This is a genomic window from Pseudolysinimonas kribbensis (assembly GCF_039531715.1).
GTDB classification, from domain to species: domain Bacteria; phylum Actinomycetota; class Actinomycetes; order Actinomycetales; family Microbacteriaceae; genus Pseudolysinimonas; species Pseudolysinimonas kribbensis.
In genome coordinates this window covers 619,936-639,622 of record NZ_BAAAQO010000003.1, presented here as the reverse complement: position 1 = coordinate 639,622, position 19,687 = coordinate 619,936, and the positions used below count along the sequence as shown (strand labels likewise).

19 protein-coding genes and 1 pseudogene are annotated in these 19,687 nt (G+C 69.8%); 2 read left to right on the top strand and 18 right to left on the bottom strand.

Translation table 11 applies throughout. The features are described 5' to 3' along the window. Window positions 1–6: 6 nt before the first annotated feature. The 10 genes from ABD285_RS09720 to atpB are packed head-to-tail and all read right to left on the bottom strand — an operon-like array spanning window position 7 to window position 8,131. A complete protein-coding gene (locus ABD285_RS09720) occupies window positions 7–753 on the bottom strand; it encodes a YaaA family protein (protein WP_284252582.1) in 747 nt (248 codons plus the stop codon). 12 nt (window positions 754–765) lie between these two features. Continuing rightward, window positions 766–1,356, bottom strand: coding sequence for a P-loop nucleotide/nucleoside kinase family protein (locus ABD285_RS09715; RefSeq protein ID WP_284252583.1), 591 nt, complete (start codon window positions 1,354–1,356; stop codon window positions 766–768). A gap of 37 nt (window positions 1,357–1,393) precedes the next feature. After that, window positions 1,394–1,654, bottom strand: a complete 261-nt coding sequence (locus ABD285_RS09710; protein WP_284252585.1) for a F0F1 ATP synthase subunit epsilon — start codon at window positions 1,652–1,654, stop codon at window positions 1,394–1,396. A gap of 1 nt (window position 1,655) precedes the next feature. Beyond that, window positions 1,656–3,131, bottom strand: coding sequence for a F0F1 ATP synthase subunit beta (gene atpD / locus ABD285_RS09705; RefSeq protein WP_344202259.1), 1,476 nt, complete (start codon window positions 3,129–3,131; stop codon window positions 1,656–1,658). 15 nt (window positions 3,132–3,146) lie between these two features. Next, entirely contained in the window at window positions 3,147–4,049 is a 903-nt protein-coding gene (locus ABD285_RS09700) for a F0F1 ATP synthase subunit gamma (RefSeq protein ID WP_284252587.1), read from the bottom strand. 38 nt (window positions 4,050–4,087) lie between these two features. Further along, the gene (atpA, locus tag ABD285_RS09695) at window positions 4,088–5,725 is read right to left on the bottom strand and encodes a F0F1 ATP synthase subunit alpha (RefSeq protein ID WP_284252589.1); all 1,638 of its coding nucleotides are present in this window, start codon (window positions 5,723–5,725) and stop codon (window positions 4,088–4,090) included. Window positions 5,726–5,760: 35 nt separating this feature from the next. Continuing rightward, a complete protein-coding gene (locus tag ABD285_RS09690; RefSeq protein WP_284252591.1) occupies window positions 5,761–6,552 on the bottom strand; it encodes a F0F1 ATP synthase subunit delta in 792 nt (263 codons plus the stop codon). Beyond that, the gene (locus tag ABD285_RS09685; RefSeq protein ID WP_284252593.1) at window positions 6,552–7,142 is read right to left on the bottom strand and encodes a F0F1 ATP synthase subunit B; all 591 of its coding nucleotides are present in this window, start codon (window positions 7,140–7,142) and stop codon (window positions 6,552–6,554) included. The genes ABD285_RS09690 and ABD285_RS09685 overlap by 1 nt, the downstream gene beginning before the upstream one ends. A 29-nt stretch (window positions 7,143–7,171) precedes the next feature. After that, window positions 7,172–7,393: a F0F1 ATP synthase subunit C gene (gene atpE, locus ABD285_RS09680; protein ID WP_284252595.1), complete on the bottom strand. Its 222-nt coding sequence runs from the start codon at window positions 7,391–7,393 to the stop codon at window positions 7,172–7,174. A 48-nt stretch (window positions 7,394–7,441) separates the two neighbouring features. Then, a complete protein-coding gene (gene atpB / locus ABD285_RS09675) occupies window positions 7,442–8,131 on the bottom strand; it encodes a F0F1 ATP synthase subunit A (protein WP_344202252.1) in 690 nt (229 codons plus the stop codon). Here atpB and ABD285_RS09670 point away from each other — a divergent pair. Further along, entirely contained in the window at window positions 8,130–8,315 is a 186-nt protein-coding gene (locus ABD285_RS09670; RefSeq protein WP_284252597.1) for a hypothetical protein, read from the top strand. The two genes, atpB and ABD285_RS09670, sit on opposite strands and share 2 nt — an antisense overlap. Before the next feature lie 88 nt (window positions 8,316–8,403). On the opposite strand, the gene ABD285_RS09665 is transcribed toward ABD285_RS09670, so the two are convergent. From ABD285_RS09665 to ABD285_RS09655, 3 genes are read right to left on the bottom strand one after another with little or no spacing between them, the layout of a single operon-like run. Beyond that, the gene (locus ABD285_RS09665; protein WP_284252599.1) at window positions 8,404–8,856 is read right to left on the bottom strand and encodes a Cg1360 family ATP-synthase-associated protein; all 453 of its coding nucleotides are present in this window, start codon (window positions 8,854–8,856) and stop codon (window positions 8,404–8,406) included. After that, window positions 8,853–10,145 (bottom strand): MraY family glycosyltransferase, encoded by a 1,293-nt coding sequence (locus ABD285_RS09660; RefSeq protein WP_284252601.1) that lies wholly within the window; start codon window positions 10,143–10,145, stop codon window positions 8,853–8,855. The genes ABD285_RS09665 and ABD285_RS09660 overlap by 4 nt, the downstream gene beginning before the upstream one ends. After that, a complete protein-coding gene (locus tag ABD285_RS09655) occupies window positions 10,136–10,840 on the bottom strand; it encodes an L-threonylcarbamoyladenylate synthase (protein ID WP_344202246.1) in 705 nt (234 codons plus the stop codon). The genes ABD285_RS09660 and ABD285_RS09655 overlap by 10 nt, the downstream gene beginning before the upstream one ends. On the opposite strand from ABD285_RS09655, the gene ABD285_RS09650 reads away from it, so the two are divergent. After that, window positions 10,839–11,474: an HAD-IA family hydrolase gene (locus ABD285_RS09650; RefSeq protein WP_344202244.1), complete on the top strand. Its 636-nt coding sequence runs from the start codon at window positions 10,839–10,841 to the stop codon at window positions 11,472–11,474. The genes ABD285_RS09655 and ABD285_RS09650 overlap by 2 nt on opposite strands. Here ABD285_RS09650 and prmC read toward each other — a convergent pair. The 5 genes and pseudogenes from prmC to ABD285_RS09625 all read right to left on the bottom strand — a co-directional run bounded on the left by prmC (window position 11,471) and on the right by ABD285_RS09625 (window position 19,584). After that, window positions 11,471–12,382, bottom strand: coding sequence for a peptide chain release factor N(5)-glutamine methyltransferase (gene prmC / locus ABD285_RS09645; RefSeq protein ID WP_344202241.1), 912 nt, complete (start codon window positions 12,380–12,382; stop codon window positions 11,471–11,473). The genes ABD285_RS09650 and prmC overlap by 4 nt on opposite strands. A gap of 14 nt (window positions 12,383–12,396) precedes the next feature. Continuing rightward, window positions 12,397–13,971, bottom strand: coding sequence for an HNH endonuclease signature motif containing protein (locus tag ABD285_RS09640; protein ID WP_344202238.1), 1,575 nt, complete (start codon window positions 13,969–13,971; stop codon window positions 12,397–12,399). A gap of 54 nt (window positions 13,972–14,025) precedes the next feature. Then, the gene (locus tag ABD285_RS09635) at window positions 14,026–15,540 is read right to left on the bottom strand and encodes a class I SAM-dependent DNA methyltransferase (protein ID WP_284252609.1); all 1,515 of its coding nucleotides are present in this window, start codon (window positions 15,538–15,540) and stop codon (window positions 14,026–14,028) included. Further along, a pseudogene (locus tag ABD285_RS09630) lies at window positions 15,518–16,726 on the bottom strand (restriction endonuclease subunit S); the annotation flags it as partial. The pseudogene ABD285_RS09630 and the gene ABD285_RS09635, both read right to left, overlap by 23 nt. A gap of 59 nt (window positions 16,727–16,785) precedes the next feature. Then, window positions 16,786–19,584 carry a type I restriction endonuclease subunit R gene (locus tag ABD285_RS09625; RefSeq protein ID WP_284252612.1) on the bottom strand — a complete coding sequence of 933 codons (2,799 nt, stop codon included), beginning with the start codon at window positions 19,582–19,584 and terminating at the stop codon, window positions 16,786–16,788. Window positions 19,585–19,687 lie beyond the last annotated feature (103 nt).

The window sequence follows — 19,687 nt, the reverse complement described above, 5'->3', positions numbered from 1 at the left end:
CCCGCGTCACACCACGAGATCCAGCTCGCCCGGCGCTCCGTGTTCGAGGCGGATGCCGGTCGCGGCCGCCCACGTCCGGAGCGACGCCAGGTCGGGGTGGTCGATCCCGGCATCCAGCATCCGGCGGACGAGTTCGCCCTTGCCGTGCTTGTTGAAGTGGTTGAGGGCGCGGCGACGGTCCGCACCGTCGTCCGCGACGACACGCACGAACCAGGACCCCTCGGGAGCGGGGCCGAGCGCCGCATAGGCCTCCGAGCGCAGGTCGAGCACGAGCTCCTGGCCCGCGCGTGCCGCGAGGGTGGCGCGCACCGGCTCGGACCAGTGCCGCCCGAGCGGCATGCCGGGCAGCCGGGAGTCGGGCGACATCCGATAGGCCGGCACGAGATCCAGCGCACCGACCATCCCGAACAGCGCGGAGGCGATGAGCACGTGCTCGCCCGCGAAGCTGCGGGCCTGATCGCTCAGCGAGGAGGAATCCAGGGCGTCGTAGAGCACGCCGTCGAAGCGGTCGATCGCGGGCAGCAGCGGCGAGGTGAGCAGCGCCCGATTGCGCTCGATCTCGCCGGCGAGCCTCGGGCCGAGCTTGAGCGCCGCCATGGCGGCGCCCTTCGTGCGGCACAGCCGGCGCAACGCCGCGACCGCGGCCACGCGCTGGGGCGTCAGGGCAGGCAGCGAGAGCGCGGAGAGGTCGAGCGCGGTGCCCGGCGAACCGCTGTCGCGCTTGGTCTCCGACGGCGGGAGCAGCAGAAGCACGGGGGACGCCGCTCAGGCGACGTGCGCGTCGCCGCCGAGGATGAACGCGAGCGCGTGCTCGACATTGCTGCCGAGCGGCTGCACCGAGTCCAGGGTGATGCGCGGCACGGCCGCACTGGAACCCGACCAGCTCTCCCACTCGTCGGTGCGCTGCTCGACGGCGTGCCAGTCGGGCTCGGCGAGATGCGGCAGCTCGCGATCGCGCTTCTCGAGCCGCGCGCGATGCAGCAACGGGTCGGAGCACACCACCTCGAGGAACTTGACCGGCACATTCTGTCGGCCGGCCAGGCGCACCCACTGCTCGCGAGCGGGCTCGACCGCGTTCACCGCATCCACGATGACGCCGGCACCGCCGACGAGCACCGCCTCCGCGATGGTCTCGGCGACGAGATAGGCGGCGAGACCGGTCGGCTGGTCGGGGGCGATGCCGGCGCTCAGAATCGCCGACTCGAGCGGGTCGACGGAGACGATCGGCAGGCCCAGGCGGTTGCCGACGACCTCCGCGATGGTGCTCTTGCCCGTGGCCGGCAGCCCGGCCGTCACGATGAGCTGCGGAACCGCCGACCGGACCCCGGGTTCGGTGATCGCGCCGAGTTCGGTCATGTGAGGACTCCGAGTGCCGGGGTGCTGGCCCGGATGCTCAGACCAGCTCTGCGGTGCCCGCGACGATCGTCACGACGTCGTTCTGCATCGACAGGAAGCCGTCCTCCGCCTTCGCGGTGACGATCGAGCCGTCGGTGGTGGTGATGCGCACCTCGCCCTCGGCGAGGATCCCCAGCACCGGCTGGTGGCCGGCGAGCAGGCCGATCTGGCCCACCTGGGTGCGGGCGACCACCTGCTTGGCGCTCCCCGTCCAGACCTCGGCGTCCGCCGAGACCACGCTCACCGTCAGGTCGGCCATCTCAGCCGTTCTCCTTCTGGATCTGCGCCCACTTCTCCTCGACGTCGCTGATCGAGCCGACGTTGAAGAACGCCTGCTCGGCCACGTTGTCGAACTCGCCCTTGGCGATCGCGTCGAACGACTCGACCGTGTCCTTGAGCGGCACCGTCGAACCCTCGACACCGGTGAACTTGGTGGCCATGTAGGTGTTCTGGGAGAGGAACTGCTGGATCCGGCGCGCACGCGACACCGTGATCTTGTCCTCCTCGGAGAGCTCGTCGACACCCAGGATCGCGATGATCTCCTGCAGCTCCTTGTTCTTCTGGAGGATCTGCTTGACGGTCGTCGCGACGCGGTAGTGGTCCTCGCCCAGATACCGGGGGTCGAGGATGCGGCTGGTCGAGGTGAGCGGGTCGACGGCCGGGTACAGACCGCGCGACGCGATCTCGCGCGAGAGCTCCGTCGTCGCGTCGAGATGCGCGAACGTCGTCGCCGGAGCCGGGTCGGTGTAGTCGTCGGCAGGCACGTAGATCGCCTGCAGCGAGGTGATCGAGTGACCGCGGGTCGAGGTGATGCGCTCCTGGAGCACGCCCATCTCGTCCGCCAGGTTCGGCTGGTAGCCCACCGCGGACGGCATGCGGCCGAGCAGCGTCGAGACCTCGGAGCCGGCCTGGGTGAACCGGAAGATGTTGTCGATGAACAGCAGCACGTCCTGGCCCTGCACGTCGCGGAAGTACTCCGCCATCGTGAGAGCCGACAGCGCCACGCGCAGACGCGTTCCCGGCGGCTCGTCCATCTGACCGAAGACGAGGGCCGTCTTGTCGAAGACGCCCGCCTCCTCCATCTCGCCGATCAGGTCGTTGCCCTCACGGGTGCGCTCGCCCACACCGGCGAACACCGAGACACCACCGTGGTTGGCGGCGACGCGGTAGATCATCTCCTGGATGAGCACCGTCTTGCCGACGCCCGCACCGCCGAACAGGCCGATCTTGCCGCCCTGCACGTAGGGGGTCAGCAGGTCGATGACCTTGATACCGGTCTCGAACAGCTCCGTCTTGGCCTCGAGCTGGTCGAAGGCCGGCGGCTTGCGGTGGATCGGCCAGCGCTCGGTGATCTCGATCTTCTCGCCCGGCTCGGCGTTGAGGATCTCGCCGATCACGTTGAAGACCTTGCCCTTGGTGACGTCGCCGACGGGCACGGAGATCGGGGCGCCGGTGTCGCGCACCTCCTGGCCGCGGACCAGGCCGTCCGTGGGCTTCAGGGCGATCGCGCGCACGACGTCGTCGCCGAGGTGCTGCGCGACCTCGAGCGTGATCTCGGTCGCCGACTCCTCGTCGCCCGTGAGGGTGATCGTGGTCTTCAACGCGTTGTAGATCTCGGGGATCGCGTCGTGCGGGAACTCGATGTCGACGACGGGGCCGGTGACGCGCGCGATGCGGCCGACGCCCGCGGGGGACTCGGCCTTCGCGGCGGGGGCCTTCTTGGTCGCAGTAGCCATGGTTATTCCTTACGTCTATTTCGCCGAGCTCAGGGCGTCGGCGCCGCCCACGATCTCGGAGATCTGCTGGGTGATCTCGGCCTGACGGGCGTTGTTCGCCAGGCGGGTGTAGTCGCGGATGAGCGAGTCGGCGTTGTCGGAGGCCGACTTCATCGCCTTCTGCGTCGCCGCGTGCTTGGAGGCGGCCGACTGCAGGAGCGCGTTGTAGATGCGCGACTCGATGTAGACGGGCAGCAGGGCGTCGAGCACGTCCTCGGCATCCGGCTCGAACTCGTACAGCGGGAACGCCGCGTCGCGATCCTCGGGCGCCTCGACGCCCTCGACGACCTCGAGCGGCAGGAGACGCACGACCTCCGGCTCCTGAGTGAGCATCGAGACGAAGCGGTTGTAGACGATGTGGATCTCGTCGACCCCGCCCTCGCTCGTCGGCTGCACGAAGCGCCGCACGAGCTCCTGCCCGATCTCCTGCGCCGTACCGAACTGCGGGGTGTCGGTGTCGCCCGCCCAGACCTGCTCGAACGCGCGCTTGCGGAAGGAGAAGTACCCCACCGCGCGGCGGCCGATCAGGTAGTAGACGACATCCTTGCCCTGGCTCTGCAGCAGGGTGGCGAGCTCCTCGCCGGCGCGCAGCACGTTGGCGTTGAACGCCCCCGCGAGCCCGCGGTCCGAGGCGAAGACGACGATCGCGGCGCGCTCGATCTTCTCCGGCTCGGTCGTGAGTACGTGCTCGACGTTGGAGTAGGTGGCGACGGCCGACACGGCGCGGGTCACCGCACGCGCGTACGGCGCGGACGCCTTGACGCGGGCGAGCGCACGCTGGATGCGACTGGCCGCGATGAGCTCCATCGCACGCGTGATCTTCTTCGTGGTCTGCGCGCTGCGGATGCGGGCGCGGTACTCGCGGAGCTGTGCTCCCATGGGATCGCCTCCTCTCTATCGCTCGGGTCGGGGGTTCGTCAGCGCTTCGACTTGACGATCTTCTCCTGGTTGACGTCCTCGACGTCGGTGGCCTCGAACTCCTCGACGCCCGGCCTGCCGAGCGGGTCGCCGGCCCCGGTCACGAACTCCTTCGAGAACGCGTCGACCGCCTTCTCGAGCTCGGACTTGGTGTCGTCGCTCAACACGTTGGTGTCGCGGATCGTGGCGAGGATCTCGGTGTTGCGCTCGAGGTAGTCGTGCAGCTCGGCCTCGAAGCGCAGCACGTCCTCCACCGGCACCTCGTCGAGCTTGCCGTTGGTGCCGGCCCAGATCGACACGACCTGCTTCTCGACCGGGAACGGCGAGTACTGCGGCTGGCGAAGCAGCTCGGTCAGCCGGGCGCCGCGGTCGAGCTGGCGACGGCTCGCGGCATCCAGGTCGGACGCGAACAGCGCGAACGCCTCGAGCGCCCGGTACTGCGCGAGCTCGAGCTTGAGCGTGCCGGAGACCGACTTGATCGACTTGACCTGGGCGTCGCCGCCGACGCGCGACACCGAGATGCCGACGTCGACCGCCGGGCGCTGGTTCGCGTTGAACAGGTCGGACTGCAGGAAGATCTGGCCGTCGGTGATCGAGATCACGTTGGTCGGGATGTAGGCCGACACGTCGTTCGCCTTGGTCTCGATGATCGGCAGCCCGGTCATCGATCCCGCGCCCAGCTCGTCCGAGAGCTTCGCGCAGCGCTCGAGCAGACGGGAGTGCAGGTAGAACACGTCGCCCGGGTACGCCTCGCGGCCCGGCGGGCGACGCAGCAGCAGCGACACGGCCCGGTAGGCCTCGGCCTGCTTCGACAGGTCGTCGAAGATGATCAGCACGTGCTTGCCGCCGTACATCCAGTGCTGGCCGATCGCCGAGCCGGTGTAGGGGGCCAGGTACTTGAAGCCCGCGGCGTCGGAGGCCGGAGCTGCGACGATCGTCGTGTACTCCATCGCCCCGGCGTCCTCGAGGGCGCCCTTCACGGCCGCGATCGTGGAGCCCTTCTGGCCGATCGCGACGTAGATGCAGCGGACCTGCTTCTCGGGGTCGCCCGAGGCCCAGTTGTCCTTCTGGTTGATGATCGTGTCGATCGCGATCGCGGTCTTGCCGGTCTGGCGGTCGCCGATGATGAGCTGGCGCTGGCCGCGGCCGATCGGGATCATCGCATCGATGGCCTTGATGCCGGTCTGCATCGGCTGGTGCACGCTCTTGCGCTGCATCACACCGGGCGCCTGGAGCTCGAGGGCGCGGCGGCCCTCGGTCGCGATCTCGCCGAGGCCGTCGATGGGGGCGCCGAGCGGGTCGACGACCCGGCCGAGGTAGCCGTCGCCGACGGCGACCGACAGGACCTCGCCCGTGCGGGTGACCTCCATGCCCTCCTCGATGCCGCCGAAGTCGCCGAGCACGATGACGCCGATCTCGTCCTCGTCGAGGTTGAGCGCGAGGCCCAGCGTGCCGTCGGCGAAGCGCAGCAGCTCGTTCGCCATCGCCCCGGGGAGGCCCTCCACGTGGGCGATGCCGTCGGCCGTGTCGACGACGGTGCCGACCTCGGTCGCGTTCGCCTTCTGCGGCTGGTACGACGAGACGAAGCTCTGCAGCGCGTCGCGGATCTCGTCCGGGCTGATGGTGATGTCTGCCATGGGGATTCCCTCTACTGGGTGGAACTGGTGCCGGGTCAGCCGGCGAGCTGGAGTCGGAGGTCGGCGAGCCGCGCCGCGACGGTGCCGTCGATGACGTCGTCGCCGATCTGGATGCGGACCCCGCCGATCACGGCCGGGTCGACGACCGCGTTGAGCTGGATGTCGCTGTCGTACGTCTTCTTCAGCGCGGCCGCCAGGCGGTCCTGCTGCTTCGCGCTCAGCGGAGCCGCCGAGGTGACGGTGGCGATGCGGCGTCCTCCGGATGCGGCGACCACGTCGGCCGCCTGCGCGAACATCTCCCCCACGCGACGGCCGCGAGGGCTGCGCACGAGGTGGTCGACGATCGCCAGGGTGCCGGGATGCGCCTTCTTCCCGAGCAGTGCATCGACGAGGGCGGCCTTCGACTCGCCCTCGGCGAGCTTGTTGCCGAGCGCCAGCTCGAGCTCCGGATCGCTCGCCACGATGCGCGCGAACGCGAACAGCTCCGCCTCGATCGCCTTGGTGTGGCCGTCGCCCTGCGCGATCGCGCGCACGCCGACCTCCTCGATGCCGGCCACGAGCTCGTCGCCGTTCGACCACCGGGACTGCACGATGCCGGTCAGCAGGCTCGCCGCGGTCTTCTCGAGACCCGGGAAGATCTTCGCCACGATCGCCGACTTCTCGTCGGGCGCGATCGCCGGGTCGCCGAGCAGTGTGCGCAGCTGCCCCGACTCCTCGACGGCACGGCCGGCCGTCATCAGCTGCTCACCGGTCGCGACGGAGACGCCCTTCGCGGCGGTGAGGACGTCGATGGCGGTGCGGAGCGCCTGGCGGGATGCGGAACCCATTACCTGCTCGACCGTGCCCTCTCAGCCGGCGACCTTCCCGCCTGGGCCGCCGCGGCGTCCGCGGTCTCCAGGTCGGCGAGGAACCGGTCGACGATGCCCGCCGAACGCTTGTCGTCGCTCAGGCTCTCGCCTACGACCGTCGACGCCAGGCCGAGGGCGAGCGAGCCGACCTCGATACGCAGCGAGGACAGCGCGGCGGCGCGCTCGGCCTCGATCGTCGCCTGGGCGTTCGTCTTCACGCGCTCGGCGTCGGCCTGCGCCTGCTCGAGCAGATCGGCCCGGATGCGCTTGGCATCCTCGCGCGCCTGCTCGCGGATGCGGGCCGCCTCGGATCGCGCCTCGGCGAGCTGCGCGTTGTACTTCTCGAGCGCCTCGGCCGCACCGGCCTGCGCCTCCTCGGCCTTCTTGAGGCCGCCCTCGATCGCCTCGCGCCGCGCGTCGAGCGCGGCGTTCATGCGGGGTACGACCTTCCAGATGACGAACGCCAGGATCACCACGAACGCGAGCGTGCCCCAGAACAGATCGGGGATGCTCGGGATCAGCAGGCTGGGGTTGTCGTCTCCCGCCGCTCGGACGAATGCGTCGCGCATCCGGACTCCTTACGAATCGGTGGGCTGGATTACGGCTTGGGGAACGGGATGAAGGCGACGGCGATCGCGATGAAGCAGAGCGCCTCGACGAGCGCGATGCCGAGGAACATCAGGCCCTGCAGGCGACCCTGCAGTTCGGGCTGACGGGCGACCGACTCGATCGTCTTGCCGATCACGTAGCCGACCCCGATACCGGAGCCGATGACGGCGAGACCGAAGGCGAGCGGAGCGAGCTGTCCGGCGACGTCCATGGGGTTTTCCTTTCGAGGGTGGTTTTTCTGGTCGTGATGACCGATGAATCAGTGCTCTTCGGCCAGCGCCATCTGCAGGTAGATGGCGGTCAGGATGGCGAAGACGTAGGCCTGCAGGGCGGCGACGAAGAGTTCGAGCCCGACGAACGCCATGCCGAAGGCGAAGCTGCCGATGCCGAGCAGCCCGAGGAAGTTGCCGGAGAAGAGCAGGGTGACGATGAAGAACTGGGTCGCCGAGAAGCACAGCACGAGCAGCATGTGGCCGGCGACCATGTTCATCAGGAGTCGCAGGATGAGCGTGACCGGCCGGACGATGAAGGTCGACAGGAACTCGAGGATCGCCAGGAACGGGATCAGCACCACCGGGACGCCCGGCAGGATCAGTGCGTTCTTGAAGTACTTGAGGCCATAGCGCTTGATGCCCGCGTAGATGAACGCCACGTAGGCGACGACCGCGAGGACGAGCGGGAGTCCGACGTTCGCCGACGCGGCGATCTGGAGCCCGGGGATCGTCGACGTCAGGTTCATGCCGAGCACGGTGAAGAAGATGCCCATGAGCAGCCCCATGAACCGCTTGCCGTCCTTCTCGCCGAGCGTGTCGATGACGATGCTCTTGCGGACGAAGTTGAGCGCGAACTCGAAGACGAGCTGCCCGCGCGACGGCACGATCTTCATACGGCGTGAGCCCAGCCACAGCAGGAGCACGACGACCACGACCACCAGGATCCGGATCAGCATGATCCGGTTCAGCGCGAAGGGCGTGCCCGCGAAGAGGACGGCCTTCGGGAAGAACTCGTCGATCGACGGCGGATGGAAGTCCGCGGGCCCCGCGGTGAGCGCGAAGATCCCGGCGGCGACCAGGATGGCGGCCAGGACGGCGAGCGCAGCGTTGCGGATGAGCCGGGCAGAGGAGAGCGGTTGAGCCTTCAGGACTTTCTCCGATATCGGGGCGCTCGACGCGCGGCGATCGAGGGGAGGATTGACTCCGAGCCTATCAGGCCGGAGCGCCCTCAGGATGCCCCGTCGTCATGACGCTCGCCGGGCAGCTTCACATCGCTCACGTACGGCACCCGGGCGCGCACGAACGCGATCAGATCGGCGATGAGCGAGCCGAGCACCGCGACGATCGCCGCGATCGCGAAGACCGTCGGGTTCATCCAGGTCGCGCTGCGCAGCAGCAGCGCCGCGACGACGAAGACGACGAGCTTGACGAAGAGCGCCCCGACCACCACGGCATAGAAGGCGGGGTTGGTGCCGTCGTTCTTCGTGACGCGGCCGCCGACGAGCATGCTGACCGCGGTCAGGCCGAGGAAGACGAAGGCGATGGCCGCCCCCATGAGCCCGCCCGCCAGGCCCGCGATGCCGGCCACGACGAATCCGATGACGCTCGCGCCGATCGCGACGGCCACGGCGACGAACGCGCCGTAGCGCAGCGCGCGCGTGAGGATCGGGGTGACGCTCATGCGGACTCCTTGTCGGAATGCAGGGGGTCGGGATGCAGGTGCTCGAGCATCCGATCGGTCTCGGCCCGGGTCGGCGACACCTCGCCCGCCTCATCGAGGGGGTCGAAGCGCGCGACCCCGATGGGTCCCGTGGGCGGCGAGCTCTGGGCGACGGCCTCGATCGCCTTGCGCCGGCTGAGCGGCGAGAGCGTGACGGTGCCGCACACGACGAGACCCGCGAGCGTGACCGCCAACGCGATCCACCAGGGAACGAACAGCAGCAGCACGCACCCGAGGGCGATGGCCGCCGTCCAGGCGTAGAAGATCAGCACGGCGTGCAGGTGGGAGTGGCCCATGTCGAGCAGGCGGTGGTGCAGGTGCTTGCGGTCGGCGCTGAAGGGCGACTTGCCGGCGCGCAGCCGGCGCAGGATCGCGAGGCCGAAGTCGAGCAGCGGCACGATGAGCACGGCGAAGGGCAGGATCACGGGCGCGAACGCCGAGGCGTACCGCGAGGCGTCGATCGCTCCGGTGCCTCCGGGCAGGTCGACCGAGCTCGTGAGCGAGATGGTCGACGCGGCCATGAGCATGCCGACCAGGAGCGCCCCGCCGTCGCCCATGAAGAGCTTGGCGGGCCGCTTCTCGCCCCAGCGGAAGTTCAGCGGAAGCATCCCGACGCAGGCCCCGACGAGGATCGCGGCGATCAGCTCCGGCAGGTTGAAGTAGCTGGACTGCTCGGTCGGGCCGTAGGTGATGACGTAGACGCAGACGAAGAAGGCGCCGTTGGCGATGATCGCGACGCCGGCCACGAGCCCGTCGAGCCCGTCGATGAAGTTGATCGCGTTCATCACCAGCACGACGAGGAAGACCGTGATCGCCAGCGACATGTACGGCGAGAGCGGGACGACGGTGCCGGGGAGCGGGATCCAGGTGATCGACACGCCCTGCCAGGCGAGCAGGCCGGCCGCGATGATCTGGCCCGCGAGCTTGGTGAGCCAGTCGAGGTCCCAGATGTCGTCGGCGATGCCGATCGCGACGATCATCGCGGCGGCGCCGAGCACGGCGATGACGCGCACCGGCTCCGAGAACGCGACGGCGAGCGGCGGGAAGCGGCTCGCCACGAGGAACGCCGCCACCACGCCCAGGAACAGTGCCGCCCCGCCCAGCCGCGGCGTCGGACGGGTGTGCACGTCGCGCTCGCGGATCTTCGGGTACAGCCGGAACCGCGTGCTCAGCTTGTAGGTCAGCAGCGAGAACAGGAATGTCACGACGGCGGCGCTGCCGCCCGCCGCGATGTAGAAGACTATCCGCACCGTTCGGCCCCCACGACCCGGATGATCTCCTCGTCGGGGATGACGCCGTGCCGCACGATGGTGAGCTTGCCGTCCGGGTGCTCGAGCGCGGTCGCGTCGACGATCGTCGAACCGGATCGCTGATGCTCGGGGGCGTACCACTCGGCGCTCGGACCGGCCTCGAGGTAGACCTCGATCGCGTCGCCGAGCTGCGCCTCGGCCTCGGCCGCGGTGGTCGCGGCGGGCTGGCCCGTCTTGTTCGCGGAGGAGACGGCGAGCGGGCCGGTCTCGGCCAGGAGCTCGAGCGCGATCGGGTGGCGCGGCATCCGGAGCGCGACCGTGCCGCGGGTCTCGCCGAGATCCCAGTCGAGGGTGGAGCGCGCGCGCAGGATCACCGTCAGCCCGCCGGGCCAGAACTCGCCGACGAGCGCCCGCACCTCATCCGGCACGACCTCGGCGAGCGCGTCGAGGGTCGGCAGCCCGGGCACGAGCACCGGCGGCGGGGCCGTGCGGTCGCGCCCCTTGGCGTCGAGCAGCCTCTGCACGGCCGGCGCCGCGAACGCCTCGGCGGCGATGCCGTAGACGGTGTCGGTGGGGATGACGACGAGCTCGCCGCGCTTCAGCGCCGCCCGCGCGAGGCGCATGCCCTGAAGCAGCTGGGCGGCATCCGTGGTGTCGAAGGCGGGCACACCTGCGATCCTAGACTTGGGCCACATGCCCCTCCTGTTCGTCTTCGACATGGACGATGTGCTGTACCGGTACGACTGGCGCGTGCGCATGGGGCTCCTGGAGGAGCTGACCGGGCACGACCTCGTCGAGCTGCGGCGACGCTGGTGGCACGACGACGGCGAGTGGCGCGCCGAGGCCGGCGGCTACGCGACCGCGGGCGAGTACCACGCGGCGTTCGAGACGGCGATGGGGATGCCGGTGCCGGTCGACGACTGGCTGCGCATCCGGCGCGCGGCCATGACCCCGTGGCCGGAGTCGTTCGCGGCCGTGCGGCGGGCCGCGGAGCTCGGCGAGGTCGCCCTGCTGACCAACAACGGGCCTCTCGTCGAGGCGCATCTGGCGACGCTGGCGCCCGAGATCGCGGAGCTGTTCGGCTCGGAGCTGCACACCTCGAGCTTCTACGGGGCGCGCAAGCCCGACCCGGGGGTGTTCCTCGCCCTGCTGGAGGCGTACGGGCGCGAGCCGTCGGAGGTGTTCTTCACCGACGACCTGCCGGAGAACGTGGCCGGCGCCGAATCGGTGGGCATCACCGCACACCGGTTCACCGACGCGGCGTCGCTGGTCGCGGCGATCGAGGCCTTCACGGCGTTCCGGGCGGAACCCCTCGCCGACCCCCGCTAACGCAGGGCGGTCGTCGCCCGGTCGCGCCCGAGGAGGTCGCGTGTGGTCGCGGCGGCGCGCCAGCCGTCGGCGGTGAGCAGCGCGCGCACCGCGGCGCCCTGCAGCTCGCCGTGTTCGAGCACGAGCATCGCGCCGGGGCGCAGCAGCGCGGCCGCGCGGGCCGAGATCGCGCGGATCGGGTCGAGCCCGTCCGCTCCCCCGTAGAGCGCGGCCCGCGGGTCGAACAGCCGCACCTCGGGGTCGCGCGGGATGGCGTCGTCGGGGATGTACGGCGGGTTGGACACGACGACGTCGACGGTGCCGTCGAGCTCGAGGAGCGCATCGGGATCGGCGAGGTCGCCGAGCTCGAGCCGGATGTTGGCGGCGCCGGTCGCGGCGATGTTGCGCGCCGCCCAGGCATGCGCCTCGGGCGAGCGCTCGAGGGCGACGACGTGGGCGTGCGGCACCTCGGTCGCGAGGGCGAGAGCGATCGCGCCGGACCCGGTGCCGAGGTCGACGGCGACGGGTTCGGGCGTGGGCACCGCCTGCAGCGCGTCGATCGCGAGCTGCGCGACCGTCTCGGTCTCGGGCCGCGGCACGAAGACGCCGGGGCCTACGGCGAGCTCGAGGGAGCGGAAGGGAGCTGTGCCCGTGATGTGCTGGAGCGGCTCGCGGCGGGCGCGTCGCGCGACCGCGTCGTCGAAGGCGCTGCGCCGCGCGGGAGTGATCCCGGGATCCGGGTCGATGCCAGTGCCCGTGCCCGTGCCCGTGCCGACGACGATCATCGCCTGCAGACGGCCGCGACCGATGCCCAGCACATGAGCGAGGAGCAGTTCGGCGTCGGCCTCGGGCGTCGGCACGCCGGCGTCCCGCAGGGCCTCGAGGCCGCGCTGGCGCAGCTCGGCGAGGGAGGAGGTCGTCGTGTTCATGGGCGAGAACCAGCCTACGGAGCCGCGGGCGAACCGACGGCACGCTCCTGCAGTCGTCGGTAAGCGGCGCTGCGGGTCCGGAGCGCGATCGGCTGCTGTGCGGCGTCGATCGAGGTGGGCGGGATCAGTTCGTATCGGATGCCGTTCTCATCCATCGCGCGCTGGAACTCCCACCCCTGGTCGTGCACGAGCCGGTGATGGTGCCGGCACAGGAGGATGCCGTCGTCGATGTCCGATCCCCCGCGATCCCGTACCCAGTGCCGGATGTGGTGCGCTTCCGTCCAGGACGGTGGTCGTTCACAGCCGGGGAACATGCACCCACCGTCGCGGGCGTGAAGGGCCCGGCGCTGTCGGCGGGTGAAGAGCCGTGAGGCGCGGCCGACGTCGAGCGGCCGCCCGTCGGGATCGAAGACGATCACCTGCTGACCGGAACTGCAGACGAGCCGCTCGGCGGTCGCGGTCGAGACGGGCGCGGTCTGACCTTCGATCTGGGCGAATCCCCGGCCCGACGCGAGGTCGGCACCGGTGACGAGCACCCGGACGGCGGGAGGCTCGTCACCGCCGAGCAGCTGCGGGTCGGCCGTGTGGCCCAGGCGCAACAGTTCCACGAGCACGTCGGAGGCGTACTGCTCCGCCGTGCGCGGATCGCGCTCGATGCGCTCGGCCCGCGCCCGTTCGTCGGCGCGCACGAAACGGGGTCCGCCGAGCTTGGGGGAGGTGGCGCGGTCGACGACATCGGTGACGAGCGCTGCGGTCTCGGGATCCATGAGCCACACGGCCCGCGTCATCCCGTCGCTCTGGCGATGCAGCCGGAACGAGCGCTGCTCGCGGCGCCGCGCCTCGCGTTCGGCGACGCCGGCGGCATCGAGCTCGTCGCGCACCTCGCGTGCCCGCGTGTGCAGCCGATCGGCATCGAGTGCTTCGGCCTCACCGAGCAGCATGCTCGCGGCCATGGCGAGCGCTGCGGCATCGATGCCGACACCGGGCAGACCGAGCCCGCGCCGGATCGCCGTCGCCTTCTCCGGGGAGAGCCGCCCCGCGACGACACGCTCCGCCACGCACGACATCCAGGGCGCGGACGGCACCGGCACCTCCCCCGTCGCGGGGTGCGGGAGCTGCTTTGTCTCGACGAGCAGCTCCCCCACCTCCACCGCCTGCCGCGCATCGCGCAGCGTGCTTCCCGCGGCGGTGCGGACAAGCTCGGCGGGCGTGCGGTGCCCTCGGGACTGGGCGAGCCCCCGCAGACCCAGCTCGGCGCGCGAACGCTGGGCGATCTCCCCCGCGATGAGCGCCTGCTGCGCCTGCACGACGCCCGCCTGGTCGGCCACGACGCTCGCGAGCTGCAGCAGCTCGTCATCGCTCGCGCCCCGCAGCCGCGCCGCGTCGGCGAACGGTCGGGAGAACCACGCGAGACCCGAGAGCGCCTCTTGGAGAAGGTCGCCCAACGGTGGCGCGTCGTCAGGCTCGGCGCCGCCGAACGACTCCTCGAGTGACGCAGCAGCATCCGTCCCCGCCGCCTCCATGGAAGCCGCGATCATCGCGTCGGCATCGGCAAACCGAACGAACGTGGTGAGCGAGGGGCGGGACATACCCCTATTCTAGCGAGATTCGAACGTTTGTTCGAGTGAGGTGGAGAACCCGATTCAATCGTCGCTTGAAGGTTCGGCTGCCTCCAGCGCCGCCGCCACGGCCTCGAATTCCGCGAGCGCCGCCGTGAGGTCGTCGACGATCTCGCGCGCGATCACCTCGGGCGCCGGCAGCTCGTCGAGGTTCTCCAGGGACTCGTCGCGGAGCCATGTGAGGTCGAGGTTCGCCTTGTCGCGTGCGACCAGTTCGTCGTAGCCAAATGCGCGGAACCGCTCCGACTCGACCCGCTCATCCCGCGGCCGGCCCGGCGCGAACGCGTCGACGAAGTCGTCGAGGTGGGCGCGCGTGAGCGGGTTCTGGCGCAGAGTGAAGTGGACGTTGGTGCGGAAGTCGTAGACCCACAGCTTCTCGGTCCATGCGCCGCCGTCCGCACGGGCGGGCTTCTTGTCGAAGAACAGCACGTTGGCCTTGACCCCATTCGCGTAAAACAGGCCGGTCGGCAGCCGCAGCATCGTGTGCAGGTCGAAGTCGCGCAGCATCCGGCGCCGCAACGTCTCGCCGGCGCCGCCCTCGAACAGCACGTTGTCGGGCAGCACGACCGCGGCGCGTCCCGGCGTGTCGAGGATCGTGGCGATGTGCTGCAGGAAGTTGAGCTGCTTGTTCGAGGTGGTGACCACGAAATCCGGGCGCTCGATGGCGATGTCGTCGCGGCTCTCGCGTCCGTCAGCTCCGATCACGGTGATCGACGACTTGCGCCCGAACGGCGGGTTCGACAGCACGACCGACCACCGGATGCCGGGGTCGGCGATGAGCGAGTCCTTCACCTCGATGAGGCTGTCGCCGCGCGGATCGCCCGCACCATGCAGCAGCAGGTTCATGGCGGCGAGGCGCGCCGTGCCATCCACCAGCTCCACGCCGTGGACCAGCGAGCTGCGCAGCTTCTCGCGCTGCGGCGGGGTGAAGGATGCCGGATCATCCTCCTCGACCTTCGCATGTGCCGCGAGCAGGAACCCCGCGGTGCCGGCCGCCGGGTCGACGATCGTGTCGTCGATGGTGGGGCGGATGCAGTCGACGATCGCGTCGATGAGAGCGCGCGGCGTGAAGTACTGGCCGGCCCCCGACTTGACGTCTTCGGCACCCTTCGCCAGCAGCGACTCGTAGGCGTCGCCCTTGATGTCGACGCCGGTGGCGAGCCAGCTCTCCTTGTCGATGAGATCGTGCACGAGCCGGCTGAGCTTGGCCGGGTCCTGGATGCGATTCTGCGCCTTGCGGAAGATCACCCCGAGTGTGCCGGGCTGCTTGCCGAGTTCCGTCAGGATGCGGTTGTACTCCAGCTCGAGCGCTTCGCCCTTGGCGTCGAGCAGCCTCTGCCAGGAGAACTCGTCGGGCACGATCGGCGCCTCGTCCGCGAACGGCAGGATCGCCCGCTCGTGCGCCATCTTGAGGAAGAGGAGATAGGTGAGCTGCTCGGTGTAGTCGATCGTGCCGACGCCGTCGTCGCGCAGCACGTTCGCGTACGCCCACAGCTTGTCGACGAGCCGCTTCGCCTCAGCGGGTGTCGTGGGAGGCATCGGCCAGTTCCTCAATTCGGTCGGTGTCGGATGCGCGTCCCGTGAGCCGGCCAGAGAACGCGGCGGTGAGGAGGGCGCGGCGGAGGGATGCGGAGCGGGTGCGCGATACCGTGATGGCGCTTCGTAACCGCAAGCTGGATTCGCGCAGCGAACGCCATCGGTCGACGACCTCGCGTTGGGCAGGAATAGGCGGGAGCGGAACACTCACCCTCGCCAGCGTCGGCTGGTCGATCTTGGGCATGGACCCCGCCAGCCCCTTCGCGTGCGAGGTCAAGAATTGCCGCGTTACCGAGCTCTGCAAGACAAGCTCAAGGTATTCGGGGACGACGATGGCACCGTCAACCCTTACCCGGATCATCAGGTCGGGGAAGATGGCCCACTCTGGAGAGCCCCGATACATCGCCGACGTGCCCACGAGTTCAGGCGTGTTCGACCGCTCGACGAGAACATCACCCTTCTCGAGCCACAATCCAACCGCCCTGGCCGGATCTGCACTCGTCAACTTGGTGTTCGCTTCCGTGAACTCGCCTTTGGTCACGGCTGTGAGCGTCAGTGTTCGCACACCACTACTGGCCTTGGTCGCAGGAGCCGAGATGCCGTTTCGCATCGGCTCCCGAAGGAGCTTGCCGAGCGGGCGGATCGGGTCGCGGACGGAGGTGAGTAACACGTCGCCATAGCGCCGCGCGATGATGCCCGCCCCGGCGACGGCGTGCTCAAACAACTCTTCCGCCCTATCGAGGCGGCTCAGGTGGCCCTCAAGGATATCGACGATCCGCCGCTGCTCAGCCAGGGGCGGGACCGGAATCGTCCGCGACGAAAACGTGCCCGAGTCGAGCGAGGCAACGGTGGTACCCGACTTACGGTCCCCTGCCAGGATCTGCCGCTCCTGCGAACGAAGCGCCCACGCGATCCATCGAACGTCTACATCGGACGACGGAACGATCGCCTTCATGTCCTGGTTGAGGGTCGTCTCGAACGGGACGATGGCGATCGGCACCGTGCGTTCGAGAATTCCCGACCGGACGACCACGGCCACCGATCCCGCGGGAACCACCTTCGCGCGACCGTCATCGACCGCGGCCGCCGTGACGTGATCGCGTGTTTGAACCAGGACCTCGTCACCCATGTCTTTCGGCGAAAGCCACGGCATCGTCCCGCCCGTCCAGTAGGCGGAATTGTCCTTCGACGGGGTAGAGCCTCCGTACCACTACTTCCCGAGGTCAGCCAGTCTCTTCCGTGGCCACGTCACCCTGCCAGCACCTCGCCCAGCTCCCGCACGTACGCCGCCGCACCCGCTCCGAGCGCCTGCACCGCGCCCGCTTGCCCGCCGCGCTCGCTGAACGGCGCGAGCTCGAGGTCGGCGGGTGTCAGCTCCGCCGACGAGGCGACCACCTCCGCCATCCGGTCGAGCCACCAGCGCTGCGCGTCGGTGAACACGACGCCTTCCTGCTCCTGCTGGGCGAGCCACGCCGCGTACCGCGCGTGGACGGCGTCCGCGAACGGCACCAGCTCCGCGTCGGCCCCGAGCGCGAACCGCAGCAGCGAGACCAGGTCGGTGAGCTGCCGGTTCCCCGACCCGCGCACACGGCTCCTCTCGACCGCCTCGTACGCCGTCCACAGCACCTCCGGCGTCCAGTTGTGCGGCGGGCGTTTGATCCGCTCGGCGAGCTCCTGGATGGCGGCGAAGCTCACGTGACCCGCCCCGCTCCGGCGCGCCTCGTCGACGAGCTGGATGGCGGCGATCTCGTCGCGGTTCTCGTCCAGGTAGTCGCGCCACGATTCGACGATCGTGCGGGCGCGGTCCGTGTCGACCACTCCCCCGGCGCCGAGGAGCTCGTCAACGCTCACCTCGTCGATCACCTGGTCGTGGCTGCGGCGCAGCTCCAGGATGCGCGAGCGCAGCTCCGGATTGGCGACCAACGGTTCGACGCTCGCCTCGATGAGCCGGTCGACCACCGCGATCCGGGCCGGCTCGCTCGCGGCCTCGAGGTCGAGCCCGGCCGCGGCGAGCGCCTCGGCCTGCGCATCCACCGACACCGCGTGCACGAGCCCCTGCACGATGCCGCGCAGCGACCCGCCTGCCACCTCGTCGAGTTCGGCGCGCTCGGCGGGGGTGAGCTGCAGCTCCAGCGCCGACAGGCGGGAGGCGAGCGTGGCCGTCTCGTCCTCGGTGATCGTCAGGTTCGCCACCCGCTGCAACAGCTTCTCGAGCGAGACGCCCTTCTCGCGGTTCAGCGGCGGCTCGACGAAGTCGTGCTCGGTCACCCCCACGGCATCCACGATCACGAAGCGGGTCTTCTCGACCGCATCCGGCGTGACGGCGCGGAAGTCGGCCTGCGCGATGGTGCGGGCGCCGCGCCCCTTCATCTGCTCGAAGTACTGGGCGCTGCGCACATCCCGCATGAAGAACACGCACTCGAGCGGCTTGACGTCGGTGCCGGTCGCGATCATGTCGACCGTGACCGCGATGCGCAGCGTCGGTGAGGTGCGGAACGCCTGCAGCGCGCCCTTCGGGTCCTTCGCGTTGTAGGTGATCTTGGCGGCGAAGTCGTTGCCCCGGCCGAACACCTGGCGGACCGTCGTCACGACCTCCTCGGCGTGGTTGTCGTCCTTGCAGAAGATGAGCGTCTTCGGAACCGTGGAGCGGCCGGGGAAGATCTCGGTGAAGAGCCGATCGCGGAAGGTCTTGAGCACGAGCCGGAGCTGCGACGTCGAGGTGACGGCGCGGTCGAGCTGACCCGAGGTGTAGACGAGGTCGTCGTCGAGCGCCTCGATCCGCTTCTCGCGGGTACGGCGATCGACCTTCGGCACGAAAGTCCCCGCCTCGATCCTGTCGCCCTCGCCGGTGATGCGGGTCCGGATGCGGTAGATGTCGAAGTCGACGTTGACGTTGTCGGCCACGGATTCGGGATAGGTGTACTCGCTCACCAGGTTCGACTGGAAGAAGCCGAACGTCTGCTTCGTGGGAGTCGCGGTGAGGCCCACCACGTGCGCGTCGAAGTACTCGAGGACGCTGCGCCAGACGCCGTAGATCGAGCGGTGCGCCTCGTCGACGATGACCAGATCGAAAGCCTCGGGCGGCAGCTCCGGGTTGTAGGCGACGGTGACCGGGGCATCCGGCACGAAGTCGTCGACGCCCGGATCGTCGACGTCCACCACCTCACGCCCTTGCAGCACCCGGTGCACCCGCTGGATGGTCGAGATCACGACGTTCGACGAGGCCAGCATTCCGGCGCCCGTGAGCTTCTGCACCGCGTAGAGCTCGGTGAAGCGGCGCCCGTCTCCGGGCGTTCGGTAGTTCTGGAACTCGCCGAGGGTCTGGTCGCCGAGGTTGTTGCGGTCGACGAGGAAGAGCACCCGCCGGAAGCCGCCCCAGGTCAGCAGGCGATACGCCTCGGTGACGGCGGTGAACGTCTTGCCGGCCCCGGTGGCCATCTGCACGAGCGAGCGGTCGAAGCGCTGCTCGGCGAGCGACCGCTCGATGCCGTCGACGGCCGTGATCTGCGCGGGTCGCAGCGACTCGGTCGTGAGCGGGGGCAGTCGCCGTACTTTCCCGCGCCACGTCGCCGGGCCATCCCCGGCCGCTCGGCCGTCGCGCACGAGCGCGGCGAGCGTCTCGGGTCGCGGGAACTGGAACAGCCTCCGGGCGCGGGGGTCGGGGTCCATTCCGTTGGTGAAGTGGCTCTCGGACCCGGATGCCTCGAACACGAACGGCAGGCGCCCGTCGTGCTGGATGGAGCGTTTGCGGTGCGCCTCGGGCAGGCCGTTCGCGTACATCGCGGACTGCCACTCGACGCCCGACAGAGTCGTGCCTTCCGGCTTGGCCTCGATGACGCCCACGACCTCCCTGTCGACATAGAGCAGGTAGTCGACGCGACCGTGCCCCGGTGCCATGACGACCTCGCGCACCGCGACGCCGGGACCGGCGAACAGGTTGAGTTGCTTGGCATCCTGGACGTCCCAGCCTGACTCCCGCAGCTGCGCGTCGATGCGCACCCGTGCCCGCTGCTCGGCCGCGAGGGCGAGCTCGGCGGCGGTGTGCATAACCCGATTCTTGCTTACCTGGGCAGGAGGCGGTGTGCCGCGTCGGGGGGTTCTCGATACGCGGCTGCGCCGCTACTCGACCCGCTCAGGGTGCCGCTCGACC